Source organism: Streptomyces spongiae (assembly GCF_009377185.1).
Classification (GTDB): Bacteria; Actinomycetota; Actinomycetes; order Streptomycetales; family Streptomycetaceae; genus Streptomyces; species Streptomyces spongiae.
The window spans coordinates 1-21,322 of sequence record NZ_VJZC01000023.1; the positions used below are offsets into that span (position 1 = coordinate 1).

Annotated in this window: 19 protein-coding genes and 4 pseudogenes; 10 read left to right on the top strand and 13 right to left on the bottom strand. The window is 69.8% G+C overall.

What is annotated here, in order from left to right:
* Positions 1-156 precede the first annotated feature (156 nt).
* Positions 157-621: a hypothetical protein gene (locus FNH08_RS05980; RefSeq protein ID WP_322723812.1), complete on the top strand. Its 465-nt coding sequence runs from the start codon at positions 157-159 to the stop codon at positions 619-621.
* A gap of 692 nt (positions 622-1,313) precedes the next feature.
* Here the strand turns inward: FNH08_RS05980 and FNH08_RS05990 are convergent.
* Both FNH08_RS05990 and FNH08_RS05995 read right to left on the bottom strand, forming a co-directional pair.
* A pseudogene (locus FNH08_RS05990) lies at positions 1,314-1,742 on the bottom strand (RNHCP domain-containing protein); the annotation flags it as partial.
* A gap of 21 nt (positions 1,743-1,763) precedes the next feature.
* Entirely contained in the window at positions 1,764-2,144 is a 381-nt protein-coding gene (locus FNH08_RS05995; RefSeq protein ID WP_322723814.1) for an RNHCP domain-containing protein, read from the bottom strand.
* Positions 2,145-2,173: 29 nt separating this feature from the next.
* Here FNH08_RS05995 and FNH08_RS06000 point away from each other — a divergent pair, with 29 nt between their 5' ends.
* Positions 2,174-2,503 carry a hypothetical protein gene (locus tag FNH08_RS06000; protein WP_194238389.1) on the top strand — a complete coding sequence of 110 codons (330 nt, stop codon included), beginning with the start codon at positions 2,174-2,176 and terminating at the stop codon, positions 2,501-2,503.
* 138 nt (positions 2,504-2,641) lie between these two features.
* Here the strand turns inward: FNH08_RS06000 and FNH08_RS06005 are convergent, their stop codons facing one another.
* From FNH08_RS06005 to FNH08_RS06030, 6 genes and pseudogenes are all read right to left on the bottom strand, one after another.
* Positions 2,642-3,853 carry an FAD-dependent monooxygenase gene (locus FNH08_RS06005; protein ID WP_152770200.1) on the bottom strand — a complete coding sequence of 404 codons (1,212 nt, stop codon included), beginning with the start codon at positions 3,851-3,853 and terminating at the stop codon, positions 2,642-2,644.
* 98 nt (positions 3,854-3,951) lie between these two features.
* Positions 3,952-5,489 (bottom strand): annotated as a pseudogene (locus FNH08_RS06010) (MFS transporter).
* A gap of 5 nt (positions 5,490-5,494) precedes the next feature.
* The gene (locus tag FNH08_RS06015) at positions 5,495-6,100 is read right to left on the bottom strand and encodes a TetR/AcrR family transcriptional regulator (protein ID WP_152770201.1); all 606 of its coding nucleotides are present in this window, start codon (positions 6,098-6,100) and stop codon (positions 5,495-5,497) included.
* Positions 6,101-6,217: 117 nt separating this feature from the next.
* Positions 6,218-6,538 carry a hypothetical protein gene (locus FNH08_RS06020; protein WP_152770202.1) on the bottom strand — a complete coding sequence of 107 codons (321 nt, stop codon included), beginning with the start codon at positions 6,536-6,538 and terminating at the stop codon, positions 6,218-6,220.
* A gap of 39 nt (positions 6,539-6,577) precedes the next feature.
* A complete protein-coding gene (locus FNH08_RS06025; protein ID WP_152770203.1) occupies positions 6,578-7,456 on the bottom strand; it encodes an alpha/beta fold hydrolase in 879 nt (292 codons plus the stop codon).
* A gap of 130 nt (positions 7,457-7,586) precedes the next feature.
* The gene (locus FNH08_RS06030; RefSeq protein ID WP_152770204.1) at positions 7,587-7,820 is read right to left on the bottom strand and encodes a hypothetical protein; all 234 of its coding nucleotides are present in this window, start codon (positions 7,818-7,820) and stop codon (positions 7,587-7,589) included.
* 352 nt (positions 7,821-8,172) lie between these two features.
* Here FNH08_RS06030 and FNH08_RS06035 point away from each other — a divergent pair, with 352 nt between their 5' ends.
* The 4 genes from FNH08_RS06035 to FNH08_RS06050 all read left to right on the top strand — a co-directional run bounded on the left by FNH08_RS06035 (position 8,173) and on the right by FNH08_RS06050 (position 12,828).
* Positions 8,173-9,672: an MFS transporter gene (locus FNH08_RS06035; protein ID WP_322723817.1), complete on the top strand. Its 1,500-nt coding sequence runs from the start codon at positions 8,173-8,175 to the stop codon at positions 9,670-9,672.
* 305 nt (positions 9,673-9,977) lie between these two features.
* Positions 9,978-10,547: a TetR/AcrR family transcriptional regulator gene (locus FNH08_RS06040; RefSeq protein WP_152770206.1), complete on the top strand. Its 570-nt coding sequence runs from the start codon at positions 9,978-9,980 to the stop codon at positions 10,545-10,547.
* Between the two features lie 632 nt (positions 10,548-11,179).
* On the top strand, positions 11,180-11,983 hold the full coding sequence (locus tag FNH08_RS51610) for a 4Fe-4S binding protein (RefSeq protein WP_322723819.1): 804 nt from the start codon (positions 11,180-11,182) through the stop codon (positions 11,981-11,983).
* Positions 11,984-12,258: 275 nt separating this feature from the next.
* On the top strand, positions 12,259-12,828 hold the full coding sequence (locus FNH08_RS06050; RefSeq protein WP_152770207.1) for a TetR/AcrR family transcriptional regulator: 570 nt from the start codon (positions 12,259-12,261) through the stop codon (positions 12,826-12,828).
* Here FNH08_RS06050 and FNH08_RS06055 read toward each other — a convergent pair.
* Positions 12,756-13,346 carry a hypothetical protein gene (locus FNH08_RS06055; RefSeq protein WP_322723821.1) on the bottom strand — a complete coding sequence of 197 codons (591 nt, stop codon included), beginning with the start codon at positions 13,344-13,346 and terminating at the stop codon, positions 12,756-12,758. The two genes, FNH08_RS06050 and FNH08_RS06055, sit on opposite strands and share 73 nt — an antisense overlap.
* 121 nt (positions 13,347-13,467) lie before the next feature.
* On the opposite strand from FNH08_RS06055, the pseudogene FNH08_RS06060 reads away from it, so the two are divergent.
* Positions 13,468-14,282, top strand: a pseudogene (locus tag FNH08_RS06060) (oxidoreductase).
* A gap of 149 nt (positions 14,283-14,431) precedes the next feature.
* Here the strand turns inward: FNH08_RS06060 and FNH08_RS06065 are convergent.
* Entirely contained in the window at positions 14,432-14,803 is a 372-nt protein-coding gene (locus tag FNH08_RS06065; RefSeq protein WP_152770208.1) for a DUF1330 domain-containing protein, read from the bottom strand.
* Positions 14,804-14,862: 59 nt separating this feature from the next.
* Entirely contained in the window at positions 14,863-15,564 is a 702-nt protein-coding gene (locus FNH08_RS06070) for an SDR family oxidoreductase (RefSeq protein WP_152770209.1), read from the bottom strand.
* A 114-nt stretch (positions 15,565-15,678) separates the two neighbouring features.
* Between FNH08_RS06070 and FNH08_RS06075 the strand changes: the two are divergent.
* Positions 15,679-15,809, top strand: a pseudogene (locus FNH08_RS06075) (IS5/IS1182 family transposase); the annotation flags it as partial.
* A 345-nt stretch (positions 15,810-16,154) separates the two neighbouring features.
* Here FNH08_RS06075 and FNH08_RS06080 read toward each other — a convergent pair.
* Positions 16,155-18,536 (bottom strand): ABC transporter permease, encoded by a 2,382-nt coding sequence (locus tag FNH08_RS06080; protein WP_322723822.1) that lies wholly within the window; start codon positions 18,534-18,536, stop codon positions 16,155-16,157.
* Positions 18,533-19,294: an ABC transporter ATP-binding protein gene (locus FNH08_RS06085; RefSeq protein ID WP_152770210.1), complete on the bottom strand. Its 762-nt coding sequence runs from the start codon at positions 19,292-19,294 to the stop codon at positions 18,533-18,535. The genes FNH08_RS06080 and FNH08_RS06085 overlap by 4 nt, the downstream gene beginning before the upstream one ends.
* 110 nt (positions 19,295-19,404) lie before the next feature.
* On the opposite strand from FNH08_RS06085, the gene FNH08_RS06090 reads away from it, so the two are divergent.
* Together FNH08_RS06090 and FNH08_RS06095 are read left to right on the top strand one after the other, a co-directional pair.
* The gene (locus tag FNH08_RS06090; protein WP_322723824.1) at positions 19,405-20,682 is read left to right on the top strand and encodes a sensor histidine kinase; all 1,278 of its coding nucleotides are present in this window, start codon (positions 19,405-19,407) and stop codon (positions 20,680-20,682) included.
* Entirely contained in the window at positions 20,661-21,320 is a 660-nt protein-coding gene (locus FNH08_RS06095) for a response regulator transcription factor (RefSeq protein WP_322723825.1), read from the top strand. Before FNH08_RS06090 ends, FNH08_RS06095 begins: the two co-directional genes overlap by 22 nt.
* Positions 21,321-21,322: the final 2 nt, after the last annotated feature.

Below are 21,322 nucleotides of genomic sequence, written 5' to 3' on the forward strand. Positions count from 1 at the left end.
CCGAGGCCCGCCGCTACATGGGACTCGACCTGCTCGGCAAGGCCCGCCTCCACCCGATCGAGTCAGAAACCGACGAGACCGCCCTGCCCACCGAACTCACCGCATAGCCTCAAACCGAGATCACCGAGTGGCCGTCAATACACCACTCCAGCGGACGTGACCGAGCTGCGAACCGGAGCCGGTGTGGGGCCGTTGCAGTTCGGGATGTCTCCGGCCGAGGTCGCCGACGCACTGCTGGTCTCTGGACCGCGGGAACGGGTTGGCGGTCCGTATGAGCAGGAGGACTTCCCGGATGGGGTGAAGGCGTTCTACGACGCGGGCAGGCTCGCATGCGTCGCGCTGGATGCGGTCACCGGTCCGCAGGTCTTCCTGTCCGGTTTCCCGCTGGCAGGGAGCGATCCAGAGCAGGGCCACCAGTTCCTGCTGGACCACGCTGCGGAGCATGGGAACTGCGTGCTCTACACGCCTGACGAGTCGGTTTCCCTGACCGAGCTCGGGATTCTTCTGCGTTCGCGGCGGGTCGGGGAAGCGCACCTTACACGTCCGCTCTTCGTAAAGGAGGAGTGGCTGGATTCGCAGCACTTCCGAGACCACCTCCCGCTGGAGGACGCCTCAGGCTGAGCGCTCGATCTGGCGAACGGCGCCGACTGAAGCGCTCAAATCACAATGAGATGAGCCGCGGGTCTTGTGGTCGGCGATCTTGGTCAGCAGAGTGCCCAAAGTGCGTGCTGATCTTGTTCCTGACGACCTGTCGGAGCGGGTGGCCCCACTGCTGCCGTCTGCTCCCGAACGGCGCCGTCGCCACCCCGGGCGGCTGCGTGTTCCCGACCGAGCGGCACTCGCCGGCATCCTGGCTCCCACACCCTTGCCGAGTACCGGTATGCCCAGGCCCCGAGCCGAGCCGCTCGCGATCTCCGCCACAGCGGCCCGGCGCTGGGCCGAGGGGAGGACGGTGCGACCACGGCGATGCTGATCGACACCCTGCTCTTCCTCGCCACCGCCGCCGCTCACTGGCACGCCCAACGCCACCACGCCCAGCAGGCCGAGGCCGGGCCCTGTCGCGGTAGATCCGGTATTTACTGCGGCGGAGCATTGGCGGCCCGTCAGCGGCCGGAAGCCCGACAAACCGACCCGGAGGTGGCACGGCTTCTCCTGCCATCCGCGGCACCGCTGGCTCTCGCGAGGGGTCCGGCCCCAAGCATCACGCAGCGCTACGCGTCCGTTGGCCGTAGCTGTACGAGAGCAGGGCCGAGACCGGCGGCGCTCGTCCCGGTGCCCCGCGTCGCGATGTCGCGGACGTGCGGCTCAGGTCCTAGCTGGAGCAGCATGCGGTGGGCGATGCTGGTGTCTCTCAGCGGTTTCATTACGAGGCGCACCAGGGCCAGTGCGTTGTCGTCGCCGGCGATCCGGTTGGCGCTGATCTCGTCACAGGACTGGCACTGGTGGATGATCATCCACTCGCCGTCGGGCCGTACCGACATGCTGAGTGCTTCCATCCGTCCACGGCAGGCGGCGGCCCGGTCGCCGGGGATCCGGCGGTCGACGTGCAGGCTGGCCAGGCAGTTCGGGCAGTGGTTGCGGTGTGCGGTGCCGGGCGCGTCCAAGGACACGTCCAGTTTGCAGCTCACGCACTTGAAATCGTGTCGCCGGTGTCCTCCCTGGCGGTGGAGGACGTCCTTGTGCCGCTGTGGGCGCCGTGTTCTGTGCGTACGCCCGCTGGAGGTGCTCGCTCGTTTCGGCATAAGGGGTCTTCTCCTTCTCGTTCACAGGTCGCCGAATGCTTCGAGCGGGAAGGGTGGTTGTGCCAGCGGCCGTACGGCCATGCGCATCAGGATGAGCTGGTTGTCGTCGGTGCAGATCGGGTTGGAGGTCAGCTCGTTGCAGCGTATGCAACGGTGGATGACCATCCAGTCGCCGGTGCGCAGCACGGCGACGGCGATCGGCGCCATCCGGCTTTGGCATTGGCTGGGGCCGCCCTCGACGTGGTCGAGAACGTGCTGGGAGTGCAGGCACGACGGGCAGTGGTTTCGCCGTGTGCCGTCGCCGGCGACGGCGGACACCGTCAGGCCGCACCACGCGCAGGTGAAAGAACCGGCCAGGACGGTGCTTGGAGAGTCGGAGGGAGTTTTGTCGGTACTGGACACCCGGAGGGCTCCTTGCTGAGAAGTCGGTAATGACGTCACACCGGCCGAGCGGCCTCGACGAAGACGTGCCCTGCGTAGCCGCGCCCGGCCTGAACGCGGAAAGGGCCGATGCGACCGAGATCGCCCGCCGCGTCCGCGATCACCGGGGCATCGGAGACAAGATCGATCACGTGCGCGACACCACGGACGCCGAGGATGCCTTCCGCGTACGCTCCGGGACCGCTCCATGTGCCATGGCCTCCCTGCTTGACCTGGCCATGGGCGCCTTCCGGTTCGCCCGTCACCCGGACATCGCCGCCGCCGGTCTGCGCCGCCGCACCCGCGATGGCAACCGTCCGCTGATCACGCTCGGCATGTGATCGACCAGGCCACCTGGCCTGAACGACGCGGCCCTGCCAGGCAGCCCGTCAGGTTGGAAAAGGCACAGGAGCTTCCGCCCGTCCTCCTCGCGGGCACCAAGGCCCGCGGGGAGGACGGGGGCTGTCGTCGGGCCGTGGTCAGGGTGCGGCGATGTCGATGGACTTGTGCTTGAGCGCGTTGGTCATCACGATCCTCATCACGCGCGCGGTGACCGGGTTGCTGATCAGTTTCTGGTTGATGCTGCGCAGGGCTATGTCGCGTCGGGTCTGGGGGACGAACATCTGCAGACCGACGGTGAGCGCCGTCTTCTGCTCGGTGGTGATGAAGGGCCGCAGGCGCTGCTCCCATTCGCGCAGTGCGCGGGGGAGCTGGCCGGGGTTGCGTTGCAGGACGGTGCCGAGGAGATCGGCGCCGGCCATGCCGGTGGAGGCGCCCATGCCGGAGTAGAGGGTCATGGACCAGGCGGCGTCTCCGACCAGGACGACGCGGTCGGTGTGCCAGGTGGGCATGAGGACCTGGTGGGTGGAGTCGAAGAGGAAGTCATCGGCGTCCTCGAACTGCTGGAAAAGGTGAGCGAGGACGGGGCCGGTGGGCCGGGGGCCGAAGGCGCGGCGCAGGGACTCGACGGGCGGGCGGCGGAACTGGGCGTCCGCGTCGCGGGTGCGGTAATTGAACAGCAGCCCCGGTTGGTGGTTGGCGAAGGGGAAGACCCACGCGGAGCGGCCCGGCTCGGAGAAGGTGAGGCCGTCCTGCTGCCGCAGGCCGGGGACCTGCTCCTTCAGGACGGTGGCGGCGATGATGTGGTTCATCGGCTTCATGTACTGCGAGTCCGGTCCGAAGGCCAGGCGGCGGACGGTGGAGCGCAGCCCGTCGGCTCCCACCACGAGGTCGAAGCGTTCCGTGGTCTCGGTGGTGTCCCCTTCCACGGTGGTGCGCAGCGTGACGTCCACCCCGTCGGCGTGCTCTTCGAGGGCCACCGGGGTCGTGCCGTAGCGGATCTCGGTGCGGGGGGCGACCGTGTCGTGGAAGGCGGCCTCGACGTCGCCCCTGAGGATCACGCGAGGGCTGCCGGGCACGTCGACGAAGCCCGGATTCGGGCGGAGGCGGCCCTCGCGGTCGACGTCGTAGCTCACGGTGGTGGGGTCGTCCCGGCTGCCGATGGCGTCGAGGACGTCCATCCGCTGCGCGGTGGCAAGGCCGGTCCCGAACAGCGCGATGAAGTAGCCGGGGCCGCGGCGTTCGGCGGCACGCTCGACGATCACGGGCTCCCAGCCGATCTCGTGCAGGCGCATGGCTGTGGCCAGGCCGCTGATACCCATGCCTACGATCAGGGCACGTGACTTGGTCATGTGGGTGGTTTCCTTGCTTTCAGGGAGAGGAGGCGGGGCTGCCAACAGGAGATGAATGGAGCAGGCGTCCTCGCTCAGGACGGACAGCTGATGTCCGCTCAGTGATGTTGCTGCTGAGTGATGTCCAGGTCTTTGGGCACCAGGACGAAGACGACAGCAGCGGCGGCCAGCATGGTCAGGCCACCGGCCAGGCCGATCGTGGCGATGGAGTCGGAGAAGGCGTCACGGGCCCGGGCGGCAAGATCGGGTGCACCGGTGCGGGAGGCGATGTCCAGGGCGCTGCTCAGGGATTCCTGCGCGGTGGTGAGCTGGGAGGCGTCCACCTCCTGGCCGCGCTCGACAGCCGAGTCCAGGTGGGGCGGTAGACCACAGCGGCGGCGCTGCCCAGGACGGCCACGCCCAGTACGTTGCCCAGGTCGTAGGAGGTCTCCTCTATCGCGGCGGCGTTGCCCGCCTTGGCCTGCGGTGTGCCGGACATGATGAGGGCCGAGGCGATCGCCAGGGAGCCGGTTCCCGCGCCCAGCAGCGTCAGGGACAGGGCGATCACCGGGTATCCCAGCGTGCCGGGGGTGACGTACAGGGCCAGGAACCCCACCGCGGTCACGGCCAGGCCGCCGGCCAGCACGACGCGCGCCCCGATACGCGGGGCCAGAGCGGGGGCCAGGAACGAGGCGGCTCCCGCTCCTGCGGCGATCGGCAGCAGGTGCACGCCGGCCTGCAGCGGGGAATGGCCCTCGACGAGCTGGAGCCACTGGGCCACCAGCAGCAGCAGCGCGCCCATGGCGAACATCACGGCCAGCGCGGCCACGGTGCCGGCGGAGAACGGCCTGCGCTGGAACAGGCGCACGTCCAGCAGAGGGTCGGGACGGCGCAGGCAGCGCCGGACGAACCAGCTCAGCAGCACGGCGGCGACCAGCAACGCGGCCCAGGCGGCCGGGGCGGCCAGGCCCTCCTTGGCGAAGCGCTTGATCGACCAGACCAGGGCCACCATGCCGGCCACCGACAGCACGGTGGCCGGGACATCCCAGGAGCCGGGGGCCGGATCGCGCGACTCGGGCAGCAACAGCAGTCCGGCGACCAGGGCCGCGGCCATCAGGGGCACGTTGACCAGGAAGGCGGCGCGCCAGGAGAAGTGCTCCAGCAGCAGGCCGCCGACGATGGGCCCCGCGGCCGCGCCGAGGGAGGAGGTCGCCGCCCATACCCCCAGGGCGGTGGCGCGTTCGGCCGGGTCGGGGAAGACCGTGCGGAGCATCGACAGGGTGGTGGGCATGATCATCGCTCCGCCCACGCCCAGCGCGGCCCGCACCGCGATGACCAGGGCCGGGCTGTCGGCGGCCAGGATCAGCAGCGAGGCGCCACCGAAGACGGCGAAGCCGCTCAGCAGCAGCAGCTTGCGGCCCCACCGGTCGGCCAGCGCGCTCATCGCCACCAACAGGCCGGCCAGGACGAGCGAGTAGACATCCACGATCCACAGCTGCTGGATCGCCGAAGGCGCCAGGTCCGCCGTCAGTTCCGGCAGAGCGACGTTGAGGATGGTCATATCCATGACGACCACGAGCAGACTGGCCGACAACACGGCCAAGGCGCCCCACCGCCGCCGGGCGGACACGTTCAGCGGCGCCTGCGCGCCGTCCAGAACGCTCACTGCGGGTCTTCCTTAGTGCTCGTGCTCGGATAGGGCTGCATCAGCGCGGTGACCGCACGATGCAGCGCGGGGAGATCCAGCGGTTCGTCGCGCAGCGCCGCGTGGTGGGACGCTCCGTCACAGAAGACAGCCACCGCACGCGCGGTATGCGCATCCGTATGCGCCGACAAGATCCCCGCCAGCCCGTCGAACCAGTGCAATGCCAGAGGGCGCAGCGCGGGACGCCGCACCGCGGCGATGAACAGCGCCGCATCGGCCTGAACCTGATCGCGCTCGTTGAGATAGGTGTGCAGCGTCTCGGCGAAGGCGGCGGCGAAGTCGGCGGCGGCGTCCAGAGACGCGGCGATCACACGCAACACCTCGTCCATCCACTCGGTCAGCAGGAGCAGCGCAGCCTCGCGCAGCTCTTCCAGGTTGGAGAAGTAGTAAGTGGTAGCCCCCAACGGCACACCGGCCCGGGCAGCCACCCGCCGGTGTGACAGTTCTTCACCGTCGACTTCCAGCAGAAGATCTGCTGCCGCCTTCACCAGTGCTTTGCGACGCCCCTCTGGGTCACGGCGTGCTTGGGACGCAGGGGTGCCACGCTCGATCTTGGCGGCCATGCCGCCACCTCCCGTTCCTGTACGTCAGTACTAGTTCAAGCGTACCAGTACATCTGTACAAGTTAAAAGGTAGGTCAAACACCGACCGGGGCGTCCCGACAGCGTCGCCGATCCGCGTCAGAGATCGAGGTCGGCCAGCCACTGGCCAGCGGTCCGGGGGGGCACACCGAGGAGCTTCCGGGCGGAGCGCTCGGCTGTGATCGAGTGGTCCGGCTGCGTACTGAGGGCTCGGTACCTGTCTGCGATGGCGGCAATGGCTTGCTCGCCCATCGCGGGAGCGAGCGGCGCGAAGAAGGCGTGGGGGTCGGTCGCCTCGTAGGTCACGGTCCGCCCGAGCCGGGTGCTGAACGCCTCGGCCAGGTCCTCTCCGCTGATGGCCGGGTACTGTCCGACGGAGACCACACCGGTGACGTCCGCGACCCGGTCCCGGTCACGCACTACACCCGAACGGGGGTGGCCACGGCGCTCTCGGGACGGTCAGGCCACCGCGTTCAGCAGGTCGGCCAGCACATCAGGCCGTTCCAGGGCGATGAAGTGGCCGGCCTTCGGCACCTGCGTGAACTCGGCGGCGGGCAGCAGCTTCTTGTTGGCCTCCCGGTCCGAGGGCCGGGACCAGTCCTTCTCCCCGTAGACGAGGTGGACGGGCGCCTTGACCTCGGGGTAGCGCGAGCGGGCCGCGATGAGGCTGGGCAGGGCCTGGTACACGGCCCGGGCGACGGTCGGGTAGCCGGGGCGGCTGCCCACCTGGAGGAGTTCGTCCATGTAGTCCTCGCGCAGCGCGCTCTTGTCGCCGAGGCCGCTCTGAAGGATCGTGCGGAGGGCGGGCTTGGGCTCGACCCCGGCGATCACGGGGCCCACGCCGGGCGCGAGGACACCACTGACCACTACACGGGCGAGGAGACTTGAGCGGGCGATTCCGCCGCGGAAGTCGTACGTGTTGACCGCGGCGACGCGTCGTACCCGCTCCGGGAGATCGGCCGCGGCGGTCAGGGCGAGCACCGCGCCCATGGACTCCCCGACCAACGTCACGTCATTCAGGTCGAGTTCGGTCAGCAGCCGCTCAACGCCCGCACGCATCGCGGGCTCGTCGTACGACGCCCCGGGCACGATCTCGGAGTAGCCCATCCCCGGCAGGTCGAGGGCGTACACGGTGTACCGGTCCGCGATCAGCGGGATGAGGTGGCGGAAGTGCTCGGCCTGGGTGCGCACGGTGTGCAGCAGGACCAGGGGGGCGCCGGTGCCCGCCTTGAGGTAGCGCAGCGTTCCCTCGCGGCCGACAGATCCCGCGCGCGGGGCGATGGTGTGGCTGGTGGTCCCCGGAATGCGAATCGTGGGACGTGACTCCTGGCTGGGCATCTCGCCGACTCCTTGTGTGTGAGGGGATTACCAAAACGGTCATGACTCTCACCGGAGAATGAGAAACCGATCGGTCTCCACTAAGGTAAACCGATCGGTTTCCAGGCGCAAGCCCGGCAGGCCCCCGGCTTCACCGGGGCGTTCCGTACCCGTGGACGCCTGGGATGACGAGCTCTCCGCCCGCCTGTCCTGCCTGGTCGATGTCGGCGCCGTCCAAGCCCGGTTGGAGCTTGAGGTCGAGTTTCCCGACCGTGCCGTAGAGCCACTCCGGGACGGCGTCGGGCGCGAGGTGGAGGCGGAGGACTGGAGACAAGGGGACGTCTTCGAGGCCGGAGAGGGTGCCCGTCAGGCTCTCGACGTACATGGTGATGTGATCGCCTCGCAGGCCCCTGCGGCCGGGTCCACGGTCACCACCCCGCCGGAGACGAGGTCGCGCAGTCCGAGGCGGCCTCCCTTCATGGCCAAGAGGCCCGCAAGGCCGGTGGTCGCGGCGGTCGCGCTCGACCTTGAAGGTGCGACACAAGGCGTTGACGCCGAACAACCAGGGGTCGGTCGAGGCAGCGCCGTCGACCTACGCGGACTTCGCCCCTGTCGGGTCACTCCCAGGCCGGATGCGACACGTTCACTTGCAGCGAGGAAACCGATCTGTTTTCCTAAGTGGAAACCGATCGGTTTCCTGCCGACGGTAGGCCCATGCCCAGCGACTGAGGAGAAAAGTGAGTACCACCTTCGACCGCGGAGCGCCCGCTTCCGGGAAAACAGACTCGGGCCGCCGCGGCTCACATGCCGTGCGCTGGTGGGTGCTCGTCGTACTGGGCGTGGCACAGCTCATGGTCACGCTCGATGCGACCGTCGTGAACATCGCGCTGCCCGAAGCGCAACATGACCTCGGTTTCAGTGACGGCAGCCGGCAGTGGGTCATCACGGGGTACGCCTTGGCGTTCGGCAGCCTGCTGCTGCTCGGGGGCCGACTCGGTGACCTGTTCGGTCGACGTACGACCTTCGTGACCGGCCTGATCGGTTTCGCGGCCGCATCCGTCGTCGGCGGCGCGGCCGGCAGCTTCGACATACTTGTGGCGGCACGTGTGGCCCAGGGGTTGTTCGCCGCACTGCTCGCGCCCGCGGCGCTCTCGCTGCTCAGCGTGACCTTCACCGACCCGGCCGAAAGGCCGAAAGCCTTCGGCATCTTCAGTGCGTTGTCCGGTGCGGGTGCCGCGGTCGGACTCCTGCTCGGCGGCATGCTCACCGAATGGGCGTCGTGGCGCTGGGTGATGTACGTGAACGTCATTTTCGCGGGCGTCGCACTGGTCGGCGCATTGCTGTTGCTGGCCAAGCCCGCGGTCACCGAGCGGCCCAAGATCGACATTCCTGGCACCGTCGTGGTGAGCGCCGCGCTGTTCGGCATCGTCTACGGGTTCGCGCACGTCGAATCCACCAGTTGGACCGACCCGGTCGCCCTCGGCTCCATGATCAGCGGCGTGGTGCTGCTCGCGGTATTCGCCTGGCTGGAGCTCAGGGTCGCGCATCCGCTGCTGCCGCTGCGCGTCGTGCTGGACCGGACCCGAGGTGGTTCGTTCCTGGCCGTGTTCGTCCTGGGCATGGGGATGTTCTCGATCTTCCTGTTCCTGACCTACTACCTGGAGGCCAGCATCGGCTACTCGCCGATCGAGGCCGGTCTGTCCTTCCTGCCGATGGTCGGGGGCATCGTCGCCTCGTCGACCACGGTGCCTTCGCTGCTGTTGCCCAAGGTCGGCCCGAAGGTCGTGGTCAGCGCCGGCTTCCTGGTCTCCGCGTCCGGCATGGCCCTGCTGACCCGGCTCACGCTGGACAGCGGCTACGTCGCCGACATCATGCCGGGCATGATCCTGTTGGGTCTCGGTATCGGTGCGGTGATGACCACCTCGTTCCAGGGTGCGACCGCAGGCGTGCACCACGAGGACGCGGGCGTCGCCTCGGCACTGATCAACACCAGCCAGCAGGTGGGCGGCTCGATCAGCACGGCGCTGCTGACCACCGTTGCCTCATCGGCCGCGACCGACTATCTGTCCTCGCACAAGCCGAGCGCACTGACGGCGGCACAGGCGGGGGTCGAGAGCTATACGGCCACCCTGGCGTGGGGCGCCGGGATCTTCGTGGTCGGTGCGGTGCTCACGGCGTCCCTGATGCCGAATTCAGCTCTGGCACCGTCGGAGGGCGAGCCTGTGATCGCCCACTGAGCCTGAATCCACCGTGGTGAGAGATGTCCTGCGCTGATTGGTGCCCTCCAGGCACACATCAGCGCAGGACAGGGGCATCTCCGAGACGGTCCCGTGCGTTCCGTCCTCAGCAAACCCGTCATCGCCGGTCGAGGGCACGCACGATGGGGGCCGAGCTTCCGAGGCCGGTGAGACACACCGACCATTCTGGAGACCACGGCGGCGGCGCCGGACTGACTCGGCCGTGGGCGGCGCCGTAGCGCACCCCGGCCGACATCGTAAACCGATCGGTTTCCCATGGGCCGGAATCGAGTTAACCTCGCAATATGACCACCGAAGCAATGCCAAGCTCCCGAGAGCGACTGCTGGAGGCGGCGGCCACGCTCACCTACCGAGACGGCGTCAACATCGGCGTCGACACGCTGTGCAAGGCGGCGGGGGTGTCCAAGCGCTCCATGTACAAGCTGTTCGAGAGCAAAGGCGAACTGCTGGCGGCGAGCCTGGAGGAACGCGCCTCCGCCTATGTGACGGCGCTCCTTCCCGCGACGGACGACAACCGTCCACCCCGCGAGCGGATCCTGCATGTCTTCGAACAGGCGGAGGCGCAGGCGGGTGCACCCGACTTCCAGGGCTGCCGGTACCTCGTCGTACAGATCGAGCTCAAGGACCCGAGCCACCCCGCGAGCCGGGTGGCCGCTCGGGTCAAGGAGAACCTGACAGGCTTCTTCCGCGCCGAGGCCGAACAGGGCGGGGCGAACGACCCGGACCTGCTGGCCCGTCAGCTGATCCTGGTCTTCGACGGCGCCAGCGCCCGTGCGGGAATCAAAGCCGACACGCCGGCCGGTCTCATCGCTCCCACCGTGACCGCACTGCTCGATGCGGCGGACATGCGCTGACGCATCGTGTGACGAGCAGTTGCGGCGAGCGATGCACTCGGCAAGCCGCAACCGCCCCCGGTGACCGAGCAACCCCCATGGGGCCCACGCCCCTTGCCAGCCGAGGGCCGGCACCCCGGTCCGACTCGCGGGCTGTGCCCTGATCGCCTGACGATTGATCGCCGACGCCCGCGAGGAACCTGATCGACAGTCCGCAGGAGAGGCTCGCCGCTTGGGCTTGCACGCGAAAACCGATCGGTTTACGGTGGTGAAACTGATCGGTTTCTCGCCCGTGGCGGCGAGCCTTGTACCCGCACCCCCAGGAGCATGGATGACTGCCGCGCGTGGCACCGAGGGGCAACCCACCCGTCCCCCGCTTCCGGCGAAGCTGGCGGCCCACCCGTCGGTACGGGCCGTACTCGCCCGGCGCAGGGCCGGTGACGTGGGCCGCCCGCCCGCGGTGATCGACGCGGCCTGGCTGCGCGAGCTGTGCCTGGCGGCCGGGGCGGACGACGTCGCCGCGGTCAGCCTGGACCACCCGGACCTGGCCGGCGAGCGCGAGCACGCGCTGTCCGCGTTGCCCGGCACCCGCACCCTGATCGCGATGGCGGTCCGGATGAACCGCGACAACTGCCGCCCCCCCCGCCCGCAGCGTGGCCAACCAGGAGTTCCACCAGACCGACGAACAGGCCAACCACGCCGCGCGCAGCGTCACCCAGTCCCTACAGGACGCCGGCTACCGCGCGCTCAATCCCTCCGTCGGCTTTCCCCAGGAGATGGACCGCTTCCCCAGCGAACGAATCTGGGTGGTGGCGCACAAGACGGTCGCCGTGGCCGCCGGGCTCGGCGTGATGGGCCTGCACCGCAACGTCATCCACCCGAAGTTCGGCAGCTTCGTCCTCCTGGTCACCGTCCTGGTGGACGCGGAGGTGAGCGAGTACGGGCAGGCGCTGAACTACAACCCCTGCATCGACTGCAAGTTGTGCGTCGCCGCCTGCCCGGTCGGCGCCATCGCCAAGGACGGCTCCTTCGACGCGCTGGCCTGCACCACCCACAACTACCGAGAGTTCATGAGCGGGTTCACCGACTGGGCGCAGACGGTGGCCGACAGCGAGGACGCGGCCGACTACCGCTCCCGGGTCAGCGATTCCGAGAGCGCCTCCATGTGGCAGAGCCTGAGCTCTCCGCCCGGCTACAAGTCCGGCTACTGCCTCGCTGTCTGCCCCGCCGGCGAGGACGTCCTCGGCCCGTACCTGGACGACCGCAAGAGCTTCATGGACACCGTCCTGCGACCGCTCCAGGACAAGAAGGAAACCCTGTACGTCCTGCCGGACTCCCACGCACAGGAGTACGCCCGGCGCCGCTTCCCCCACAAGCCCGTCAAGGAAGTCACCGGTGGCTGGCATCCCCCGGCGAGGCGTTCCGCGTCCACCGACCGAGAGACCCGTACGTCATGAGCGGCAGTCACCCCTTTTACGACCGCCAGGGCCTGCACCGCATCCCGGCGGAGACGATGCTGGAGAAGACCGCCGTACGGGCATGACGGCAGGTCACCCAAGACGAGCCGTTACTCGGAGTGGCCCCGGCGTGCGTCGTCCTGACGGGGACGGCAGGCGCGCACACCATCATGGCTCGGCGACAGCCCTTCCCCCAGGCCGTCGCCGAGCCCTCGCCGGAGACCTCCGGAAACCGATCGGTTTTCATTTCGTCCACTCCGGGTTAACCTCACGGCATGAGCACCGAAGTGAAACTGAGCCCCAGGGAGCGCCTGCTGGAGGCGGCGGCCACGCTCACCTACCGAGACGGCGTCAGCATCGGCGTCGAGGCGCTGTGCAAGGCGGCGGGGGTGTCGAAGCGCTCCATGTATCAGCTGTTCGAGAGCAAGGACGAACTCCTGGCAGTGAGCCTGAAGGAGCGCGCCTCCGCCTACGTGGCGACTCTCCTGCCCGCGATGGACGACGGCCGGTCACCCCGCGAGCGGATCCTGCACGTTTTCGAGCAGGTGGAATCGCAGGCAGGAGCGCCCGACTTCCAAGGCTGTCGGTATCTGGCCGTGCAGGTCGAACTCAAGGACCAGAGTCACCCGGCGAGCCGCGTGGCCCACCAAGTCAAGGCGAATCTGACGGCCTTCTTCCGCACCGAGGCCGAGCAGGGCGGGGCGGGCGATCCCGATCTGCTGGCCCGACAGCTCAGCCTGGTCTTCGACGGCGCGAGCGCCCGCGCGGGGATTCAGGCCGACAGCCTGACCGGGCTCGTCGCGCCCACCGTGACGACCCTGCTCGACGCGGCAGGCGTGCACTGACGCATCGCCGCCCAGAAGACTCCCTCACCTCCCGGCACCCACTGGAAGCCCGGTGGCCGTGAGCGTGTTGCCGAGCATGCCGCAGGCGAAGAAGCCTGCGGTCTTGTCATCAGCGCCCCCAGCGACAGGTGCACGGTTTCCCAGATACTCATCCAGCCGGCCCGGACGACCTCACCGATCAGGCCATCGCCCTGCACTTCGGAGGCCGCCACGGCGACATATCCCTGCCTCTGCACCAGGAGCGTTTCGGGGCGCGTCGAGATCAGCTGCGCACAGGCGTCCGCCATCATCTGCCGGGCTTGCTCGCCTCCCTCCACCCCGTCGGCCGCCTCCTCGCAAGCCAAGCGAGTGCCTTCCGCGCTCCGCACCAGAGCGGCGACGAAGATCGCCTTCTTGTCCGGGAAAAGCCGGAAGAGATACGGCTGCTTGACACCGACCCTCGGCGATCGCAGCGGTGGTGGTGCCGCGGTAGCCGACGATCGCGAACTCGGCGATCGCCGCGCGAATGACGTTCTCACGCCGCTCCTGCTCACTGATCCGGCCCATGGCGGCATTCTCCCTGCTTGAACTCGCATGCGAAAACCGATCGGTTTACCCTAGCGGAAACTGATCGGCTTCGAGTGGGTGCGGGAGTCCAGGATGACGACAGATCGGCCGGTGGCACTCGTGACGGGTGCGTCATCCGGCATCGGGAAGGAAACCGCGCTCGCCCTCGTCGTGGCCGGATTCAACGTGGTCGGCACAAGCCGTGGCACCTCACGCGTCACCCCGCTCGACGGCATGACGTTCCTCGGACTCGACGTCGCCAGTGACGCCTCGGTCGCCGCAACGGTCCAGGAAGTGAGCGAGCGGTTCGGGCGGATCGACGTCCTGATCAACAACGCCGGCGTCGGCTCGATGTGGGCGGCGGAGGAAACCTCCGTCGAGCAGGCCCGGCCCCTCTTCGACACCAACGTCTTCGGGGTCATGCGCATGGTGAACGAGGTCCTGCCGCACATGCGTGCCCAGCGACGCGGGCGCATCATCAACATCTCGTCCGTGCTCGGGTTCCTGCCCCAGCCCTACATGGCCGCCTACGCCGCCTCCAAGCACGCGATCGAGGGCTACACCGAGTCCCTGGACCACGAGATCCGTGACCACGGCGTCCGGGCGCTCATCATCGAACCCGCCTACACCAGGACCGGATTCGAGGCCAACAGCGCGAAGCCCGACACCCCCTGCACGCGTACGCGCAGCAGCGGCAGACCGTCGACCGCGTGATGGCGGAGGCCGTCAGAGGCGGCGACGCCCCCGCCGTCGTCGCCCAGGCGATCGTCGCGGCAGCGACCGACACGAAGCCGAAGCCCCGCTACACCGCCGGTCCCTTGGCCGGACGCGCACGCCTACTGCGCCGCCTCGCTCCCGCCGCGGTCTTCGACAAGCAGATCCGCAAGATGAACCAGCTGGCCGGCTGACGCACAGGCGCTGCCCGGGCTTTCCGAACAGCCGCGCCGCCACCGGCCGACGCAGGATTCTCCACCGGGCCGCCGGTCTGCCCACCATCAGCTCCGGCAAGCGAAAGGGCCCACCGACTCCGTCGGCGGGCCCTCACGAAAGATCGAGGCTAAGGCTTGAGCACCGCCAGTACATCGTCGAGCGAAACGTCGGTGGGGTCACTCATATCGGAACCATCGAACGTCTGCCAGATATAGGACGCCGTCCCGCTCTCCCGCAGCGGATGCAGGTCGGCCAATTCCGGATCGTCCCGGAACCTGTTGAATGCCTCTTCGGACTCCCATTCAACGAGGAACAGAACCTGCCGTGGCGCGAGGTCACCAGCTACGTTGTCCCGGAAGCGACCAAACGCCACCATTCGACCACCGTACCGCGGAGCCGCTTCCGGCAAGCGGCTGAAATACGCAAGGTATTTCTCCAGGTCGACCACGTCAAACATATTCAGGGCGTAAAACATCTTCTTCTCTGAATTCGCACTCATTGCTAATACCCTCTCCGGTGAGTTGCGGTTGGTGGTGAGGGCCCCGCCGGGGACCCGGTCTACTTGGTGAGCTGGGGGTACAGCCCTGCCAGGTCGCCGGCCAGGCCCGCCTTGACCTGCCGGGAGATGTCGTCGGCGAGCACCTCGTACGCGCCGGTCTCGACGCCGTCGAGGGCGAGGGAGGCGACGTCACGGGGGTCGGACTTGGGCGCCTCGACGCCGGCCGCGAGGTCCGTATCGACGTAGCCGACGTGCAGTCCGGTGACAGCGATGCCGCGCGACTGAAGCTCCAGGCGCAGGGAGTTGGTCTGCGACCACAGGGCGGCCTTGGAGGCGCTGTAGGAGCCGCCGAGGGCCAGCCAGGAAAGCACGGAGTGCACGTTCAGGACGTGGCCGCCACCATTGCGCTCGATGACCGGCACGAAGGCCCGGGCGACCAGAAGCGGGCCGTAGAAGTTCGCCTCGAACTCCCGGCGTATGTCGTCGATCGGGGAGTCGAGGAAGGACGCGCCGACCGAGGCACCGGCGTTGTTGATCAGTACGGTGACGTCCTGCGCCTGCGCGGCAGCGGCCGCCACGGAAGCCGGGTCCGTGACCTCCAGCGCCACCGGGACCGCATCCGGGTGCGTCACGCCGCGCGGATCACGGGCCGTGGCGTAGACCTTGCCGGCACCGCGCACATACAGCTCTTCCACGAGCGCCTTGCCTATGCCGCGGCTGCCGCCGGTGACGAAGACGTTCGCGCCCTTCAAAACAGTCATGACTCTCCCCGGAGAACGTGAAACCGATCGGTTTCCAGAAGGGTAAACCGATCGGTTTCCCGACGCAAGCTCAAGCGTCGATCCGAACCCCGCCGCATCGGCGGGTGCGCTCGGGCGGCCGGAGCACGCGAGACGGCCGCGAGGGTGCCGGGAAAGGGCGCACGCTCCGGCAGCACCGCCCCGACGAGGGCCTCGGCCGCTCCCGGGGCGGCTTCACCAGCAAGCTCCACCTCTCGGGCGAGGGCGAGTGACGCCAAGGGTGACGCCAAGAAGGGGCCAGCTATCCATGTGCACACGCAACGGCTCCGCGCAGTCGGCCCTGGCACGGACGGCCCCATGCGAAAGGTGGGCCACTTCACGCGGCACCCACCCGTCGCCGAGCGCCGTGCCCATAGCGTGCCCATAAGACCGGTGAACCACGGTCAACTACGGTGCGATCATGCGCCCCGGGCGCCACACCAAGGCACGTATGCCCAGGTCAGAGGCTACCCGGCTCCCCAAGCGCCGTGGCTTCCCAAGCTGATCGTCTGGATCACCGATGTCTTCATCGAGCAGGGCCGCAGCTTCCTGCGGGCCCTGCGGGCGGTTGCTCACGCCCGCCTCATACGCCGCAGAGCGACGCAGGCCGGGAGGACGGCGGCCGCCGTGCCGAGCAGCAGGCAGGCTGTCACCACGCCCGTGAGCCAGGGCCAGGCCAGCGACAACTCCACTGGCTGGCCCAGTTCCTGGCGAAGGCCGTGGACCGTGCCGAGCAGGGCCGGGGCGGCCGCCGCCAGGCCCAGGACCGCGCCCAGGGTGACGACACAGCACGTTTCGGCTGTAAGGGCCAGCAGCACCTGGCGGGGCGTCGCACCGGACAGGCGCAGTACGCGGAAGTCGCGCACCCGGCCCGCGGTGGCCGTCAGCAAGGTGGAGGCGACGGCGATCGCCGTGTAGCCCGCCGATACGGCGACGAGCATCAGGGTGAAGATCCACACAAGCCGGTCCTCCTCGGCGTCGTCCGAGGCCGCGTACGCCTCCACGGAGACCTCATCGGCGCTGAGCCCGGCCAGGATGTGGGTGGGGGCGCGGGTTGTGCGGTAGGCGACGTCCGCCAGTGCTGACGGGTCGTGGTCGCGTACCAGGTCGCGCGGGAGGAGGACCTGGTAGGGCATCGAGTCGTCCACCACGGCCATCACACGCAACCTCCGCGTACGGCCGTCCTCGAGGGTGAGTGGGGCGACATGGCCCTTCCGCCAGCCGTGCGCGGCCGCCACGGCCGCCGTGACGACGACCGTGTCACCACGGGGCGCGGGCACGGCGTACACCCGCTCGAAACCGGACGACACCCCGGCCGCGGACAGGGCCGCTCCGCCGTCACCGCCGTACACCGTCGTCGACAGCAACGACGTGCCCTCGACCCGGGCCACCGCCGCGTCCGACAGGCCCGGCGTTCCTCTGGGCACCACCGCCGCCTCAGCCCGTACGGCCGCGGCCTGCCGGGCGGTTTCGGCGCTCTGGGTCGTCTGCACGGTGCTGGTGATCAGTACGGCGAAAGCGACGGTCGCCAGCACCGGGGCGACGGTGGCGGAGGTTCGGCGCACCGCGGTGATCATGTTCTCGCGTACGAGCACAGCCGTCGCACCGGGGCGCCGGGCGAGCGGCCGGGTCAGTACTCCGATGACGGGCCCGACGAGCACCGGTGCGAGGAGGGTCAGGCCGACTGTCAGGCTCATCGCCGTGCCGAGCGCCAGCAGCACGATGCCGTCGGCCCCCGCGAAGGCCGTACCCACCGAGCAGACCGCGCCCACGCCCGTCGCCGCCAGCCCGGCGACCCAGCGGCGCCGCGTCATCGGCCGGCTGTCCACCGCCGCCTCCCGCATCGCCTCCAGCGGCTTCACCCGGGACGCCCGGCGCGACGCGGCCCCCACGCCGACGAGGGCCACCACCACGCCCGAGGCGAAGGCCGCAACCGGTACCCACCACCGCAGGCGCACTTCGAAGCCCGCCGGCTGGAAGCCCGCGTCGATCAGCACCCCGGTCATCGTGGGCGCGAGCGCCACGCCGAGCAGTGCCCCCGCCGCCGCACCGACAGCGCCCACCGCCAGGGCCTCGCCGTACACCAGCCGCTTCAGCTGCCGCGGTGTGGCGCCGATCGTCCGCAGCAGGCCGAACTCGCGGCGCCGCTGCACGACGGCGAACGCGAACGTCGAGGAGACGACGAAGACCGTGACGAAGGCGGACAGCAGCGCCATGGCGGTGAGCACCTGGCCGCCGATCCAGCGGGTCGTCTCGTCCTGCTTCGGCGCCAGCGCGTCGCGGGAGGCACCGGTCAGGACCGTGCCGTCGCCGCCGACGGCGCGCCGCGCGGCGGCCGCGACGCGGGTGGCGTCGGTTCCCGGCTCCAGGAGCAGTCCGATGGTCCGTACTCCGCCGGCCAGTTCGGAGGCCCGCCGGTCGGTGACGTAGTAACCGGGGCCGTTCATCGTCCCGGACACCGAGAACCGCTGCGGCCCGCGTGCCGTCAGCACCGTGACGGGTTCGCCCGGCGTGAACCCGAGCGACCGGTCCACGACGATCTCGCGCGCGGTGGCGGGCGGCCTGCCCTCGCTCAGGCCGTACTCGGCGAGCGCCGCGGTCGACCAGGGGTGGCCCTGTCGCTCGCCCCTGCGCTGTTCGGTGTCCGCCGCCTGCGCGTAGAAGGACCGGTCCGTCACCGCATCGGCGACTCCCGGCAGCTCGGCCAGCTGCCGTCGCAGTTCCTCGGCGCGCTCCGGTGCCCACGGCGGGTTCTCCACGAACACCCCGCCGGTCTGCGTCCCCGCCGGGCTCTGCACCAACACCGGTGCTCCCGCGAGCCGTTCAGGCACCCTCGTGCCGTCCGACAGCAGCACCAGCGCGCTCATCGCCACCACCGCGACGCCCAGCGCCACGGCCACGAAGCACCCCAGGAAGGAGCTCCAGCGTTCCCTTGCCGTGGCCAGGCTGATCACGGTCCCACCTCCAGGGCCGCCATCCGCGCCGCGATCGCCTCGGCACCGGCGGCACCCGGCAGTTCGTCCACGAGCCGTCCGTCCGCCAGCAGCAGCACGCGATCCGCGTACGCCGCGGCGGCAGGGTCGTGGGTCACCATCACGACCGTCTGGCCCTGGCTGTCCACCAGGTCCCTCAACAGCCGCAGCACCATCCGCGACGCCCGGGTGTCCAGCGCGCCGGTCGGCTCGTCGGCGAAGAGGACGGCGGGCCGCGCGATCATCGCCCGCGCGATCGCGACCCGCTGCTGCTGGCCTCCCGACAGTTCGCTCGGCCGGTGTCCGAGGCGGTCCGCGAGCCCGACAGCGGCGAGCGCTGCCCGCACCTCGTCTGCCGCGGGGCGACGCCCGGCCAGTCTCAACGGCAGTTCGACGTTCTGCGCGGCGGTCAGTGCCGATACGAGGTTGAACTCCTGGAAGACGAAGCCGACTCGCTTCCTGCGCAGGACGGTCAGCGCGTTCTCGTCCAGCCCGCCCAGGTCCGTACCGCCGATCAGCACCTCCCCGGCGGTCGGCCGGTCGAGGCCCGCCGCGCAGTGCAGCAAGGTGGACTTGCCGGAACCGGAGGGGCCCATGACGGCGGTCATCGTGCCCGCCGCGAAGTGCGTGGACACGTCGTCGAGAGCCGTGACGGCCTGATCCCCGGTGCCGTGGCGCTTCGTCACCGAGCACAGCTCGACGGGCCGCACGGCCGCCGAAGTGGTGTGTGTCGTGGTCATGTTGCAAGGCAACGGCAGGAGAACCACCCGGCGCATTCCCGCCCGGGCGAGAAGTGATACTCCATCTGGCGCTACTGCCTTCGGGGACCGGCGCCGCTACGTTCGACCGCGTGACCCCTCGAACCGTCCTGGAGGCCCTCGCCCGAAGCCCGTTGGGATATCTCCGCACCGTGTGGCCGTTGCGCGCGCTGGGATTCCTGCTGTCCGGCGGGGTGTTCGCGACGGCCGCATACCTCGGTGTCGGTGGGCTGTTCACCGCACCCATCGGCACGTGGGCCACGGTGCTCTGTGCGGTGGCCGTCGTGGTCTTCGCCGCCGCCCTCGCGGGTCCGCTTGAGCGACGCCGCCTCGCGCTCGTCGACCGGAGCGACCGCAGCGACCGCAGCGACCGCAGCGACCGGAGCGGCCGCGGTGACCGCAGCGACCGCGGTGACCGGAGCGGCCGCGGTGACCGGAGCGACCGGAGCGACCGGAGCGACCGGCCCGAACCGCGGAACGGCCTGCTGGTCGCCGGCTACGGCGCCGCGTCCGTCCTGGCGGTGGGCTGGATGGACCTGGCCGTCGTCCTGGTCTCGCTCGGCATCCCGGGCTTCCTCCTCCTCGCGCCCCTCCAGCCCACCGCCTCCCCCTGGCAGACCGTGGCCGGCCCCGTCGCGGGTGCCCTGCTCCTGCCCGTGTCCGCGTACCCCATCGGTGCGTGGGCCGGCGTACGCGCCACGGTGACCCGTGCCGTCCTCTTCCCGAAGGACCACGAACTGCGCGAGGTCGTGCGCTCCCGAGCCCGCCTCGTCGACGCCTTCGAGACCGAACGCCGCCGCATCGAACGTGACCTCCACGACGGTGCCCAACAGCGCCTCGTCGCCCTCACCATGAAGCTGGGCCTCGCCGCCCTCGACCTGCCGCCCGGCAGCGCCGCGGCGGGGGAGGTCGCAGAGGCCCACGCCCTGGCCAAGGAAGCGCTCACCGAGTTGCGGGAACTGATCCGGGGCATCCATCCTCAGATCCTGACCGAACGCGGGGTGCCCGCCGCCGTGCGGGACATCGCTGGGCGTTGCCCGGTCCCCGCGCACTTGGACATCGATCTCTCCGGCCGGCTTCCGGCCGCCGTCGAGCAGACCGCGTACTTCGTGACCGCCGAGGCGCTCACCAACATCGCCAAACACAGCGGTGCCGACCACTGCCGCATCACCGCCCGCTGGCATGACGGACTGCTCCGCCTCGACATCGAGGACAACGGTTCCGGCAACGCCGACCCTGCTCGCGGTACGGGCCTCATCGGTCTCGCCGACAGGATCGCCGCCGCCGACGGCAGAATGCTCCTGTCCAGCCCGCCCGGCGGGCCCACCCTGCTCAGAGCGGAGATCCCGTGCGGTCGTCCCTCCGCATAGTGATCGCGGAGGACGCCGTCCTCCTGCGCGAAGGTCTCGTCCACCTCCTCCAGCGCTTCGGCCACCAGGTCCTCGCCGCGGTGGGCGACGGCCCTTCCCTGCTCGCCGCGGCCCGGGAACACCGGCCGGACCTGGTCATCACCGACGTCCGTATGCCACCCGGCCAGACGGACGAGGGGCTGCGGGCCGCCCGCCGCCTGAAGTCCGAGCAGCCCGGACTCGCGGTCCTCGTCCTCAGCCAGTACGTCGAGCAGACCTTCGCCGAGGAACTGCTGGACGACCGCCGCGGCAGCGTCGGAACGGGCTACCTGCTCAAGGAACGCATCGGCGACGTCGAGGAGTTCGCCGACGCCGTCACCCGCGTCGCCGCCGGATCCACGGTCGTCGACCCCGAAGTCGTACGCCAGCTGCTCGCCCGCCGCCGCGATCCCCTGGACCGGCTCACACCCCGCGAGCGCGAGGTCCTGGCTCTCATGGCCGAGGGCCGCTCCAACGCGGCGATCGCCCGCCGCCTCGTCGTCACCGAGGCCGCCGTCGCCAAGCACATCGCGAGCATCCTCCTGAAGCTCGAACTCCCGCCGACGGCTCCCGACGACCACCGTCGTGTCCTGGCGGTACTGGCCTATCTGCGTGGCTGAGC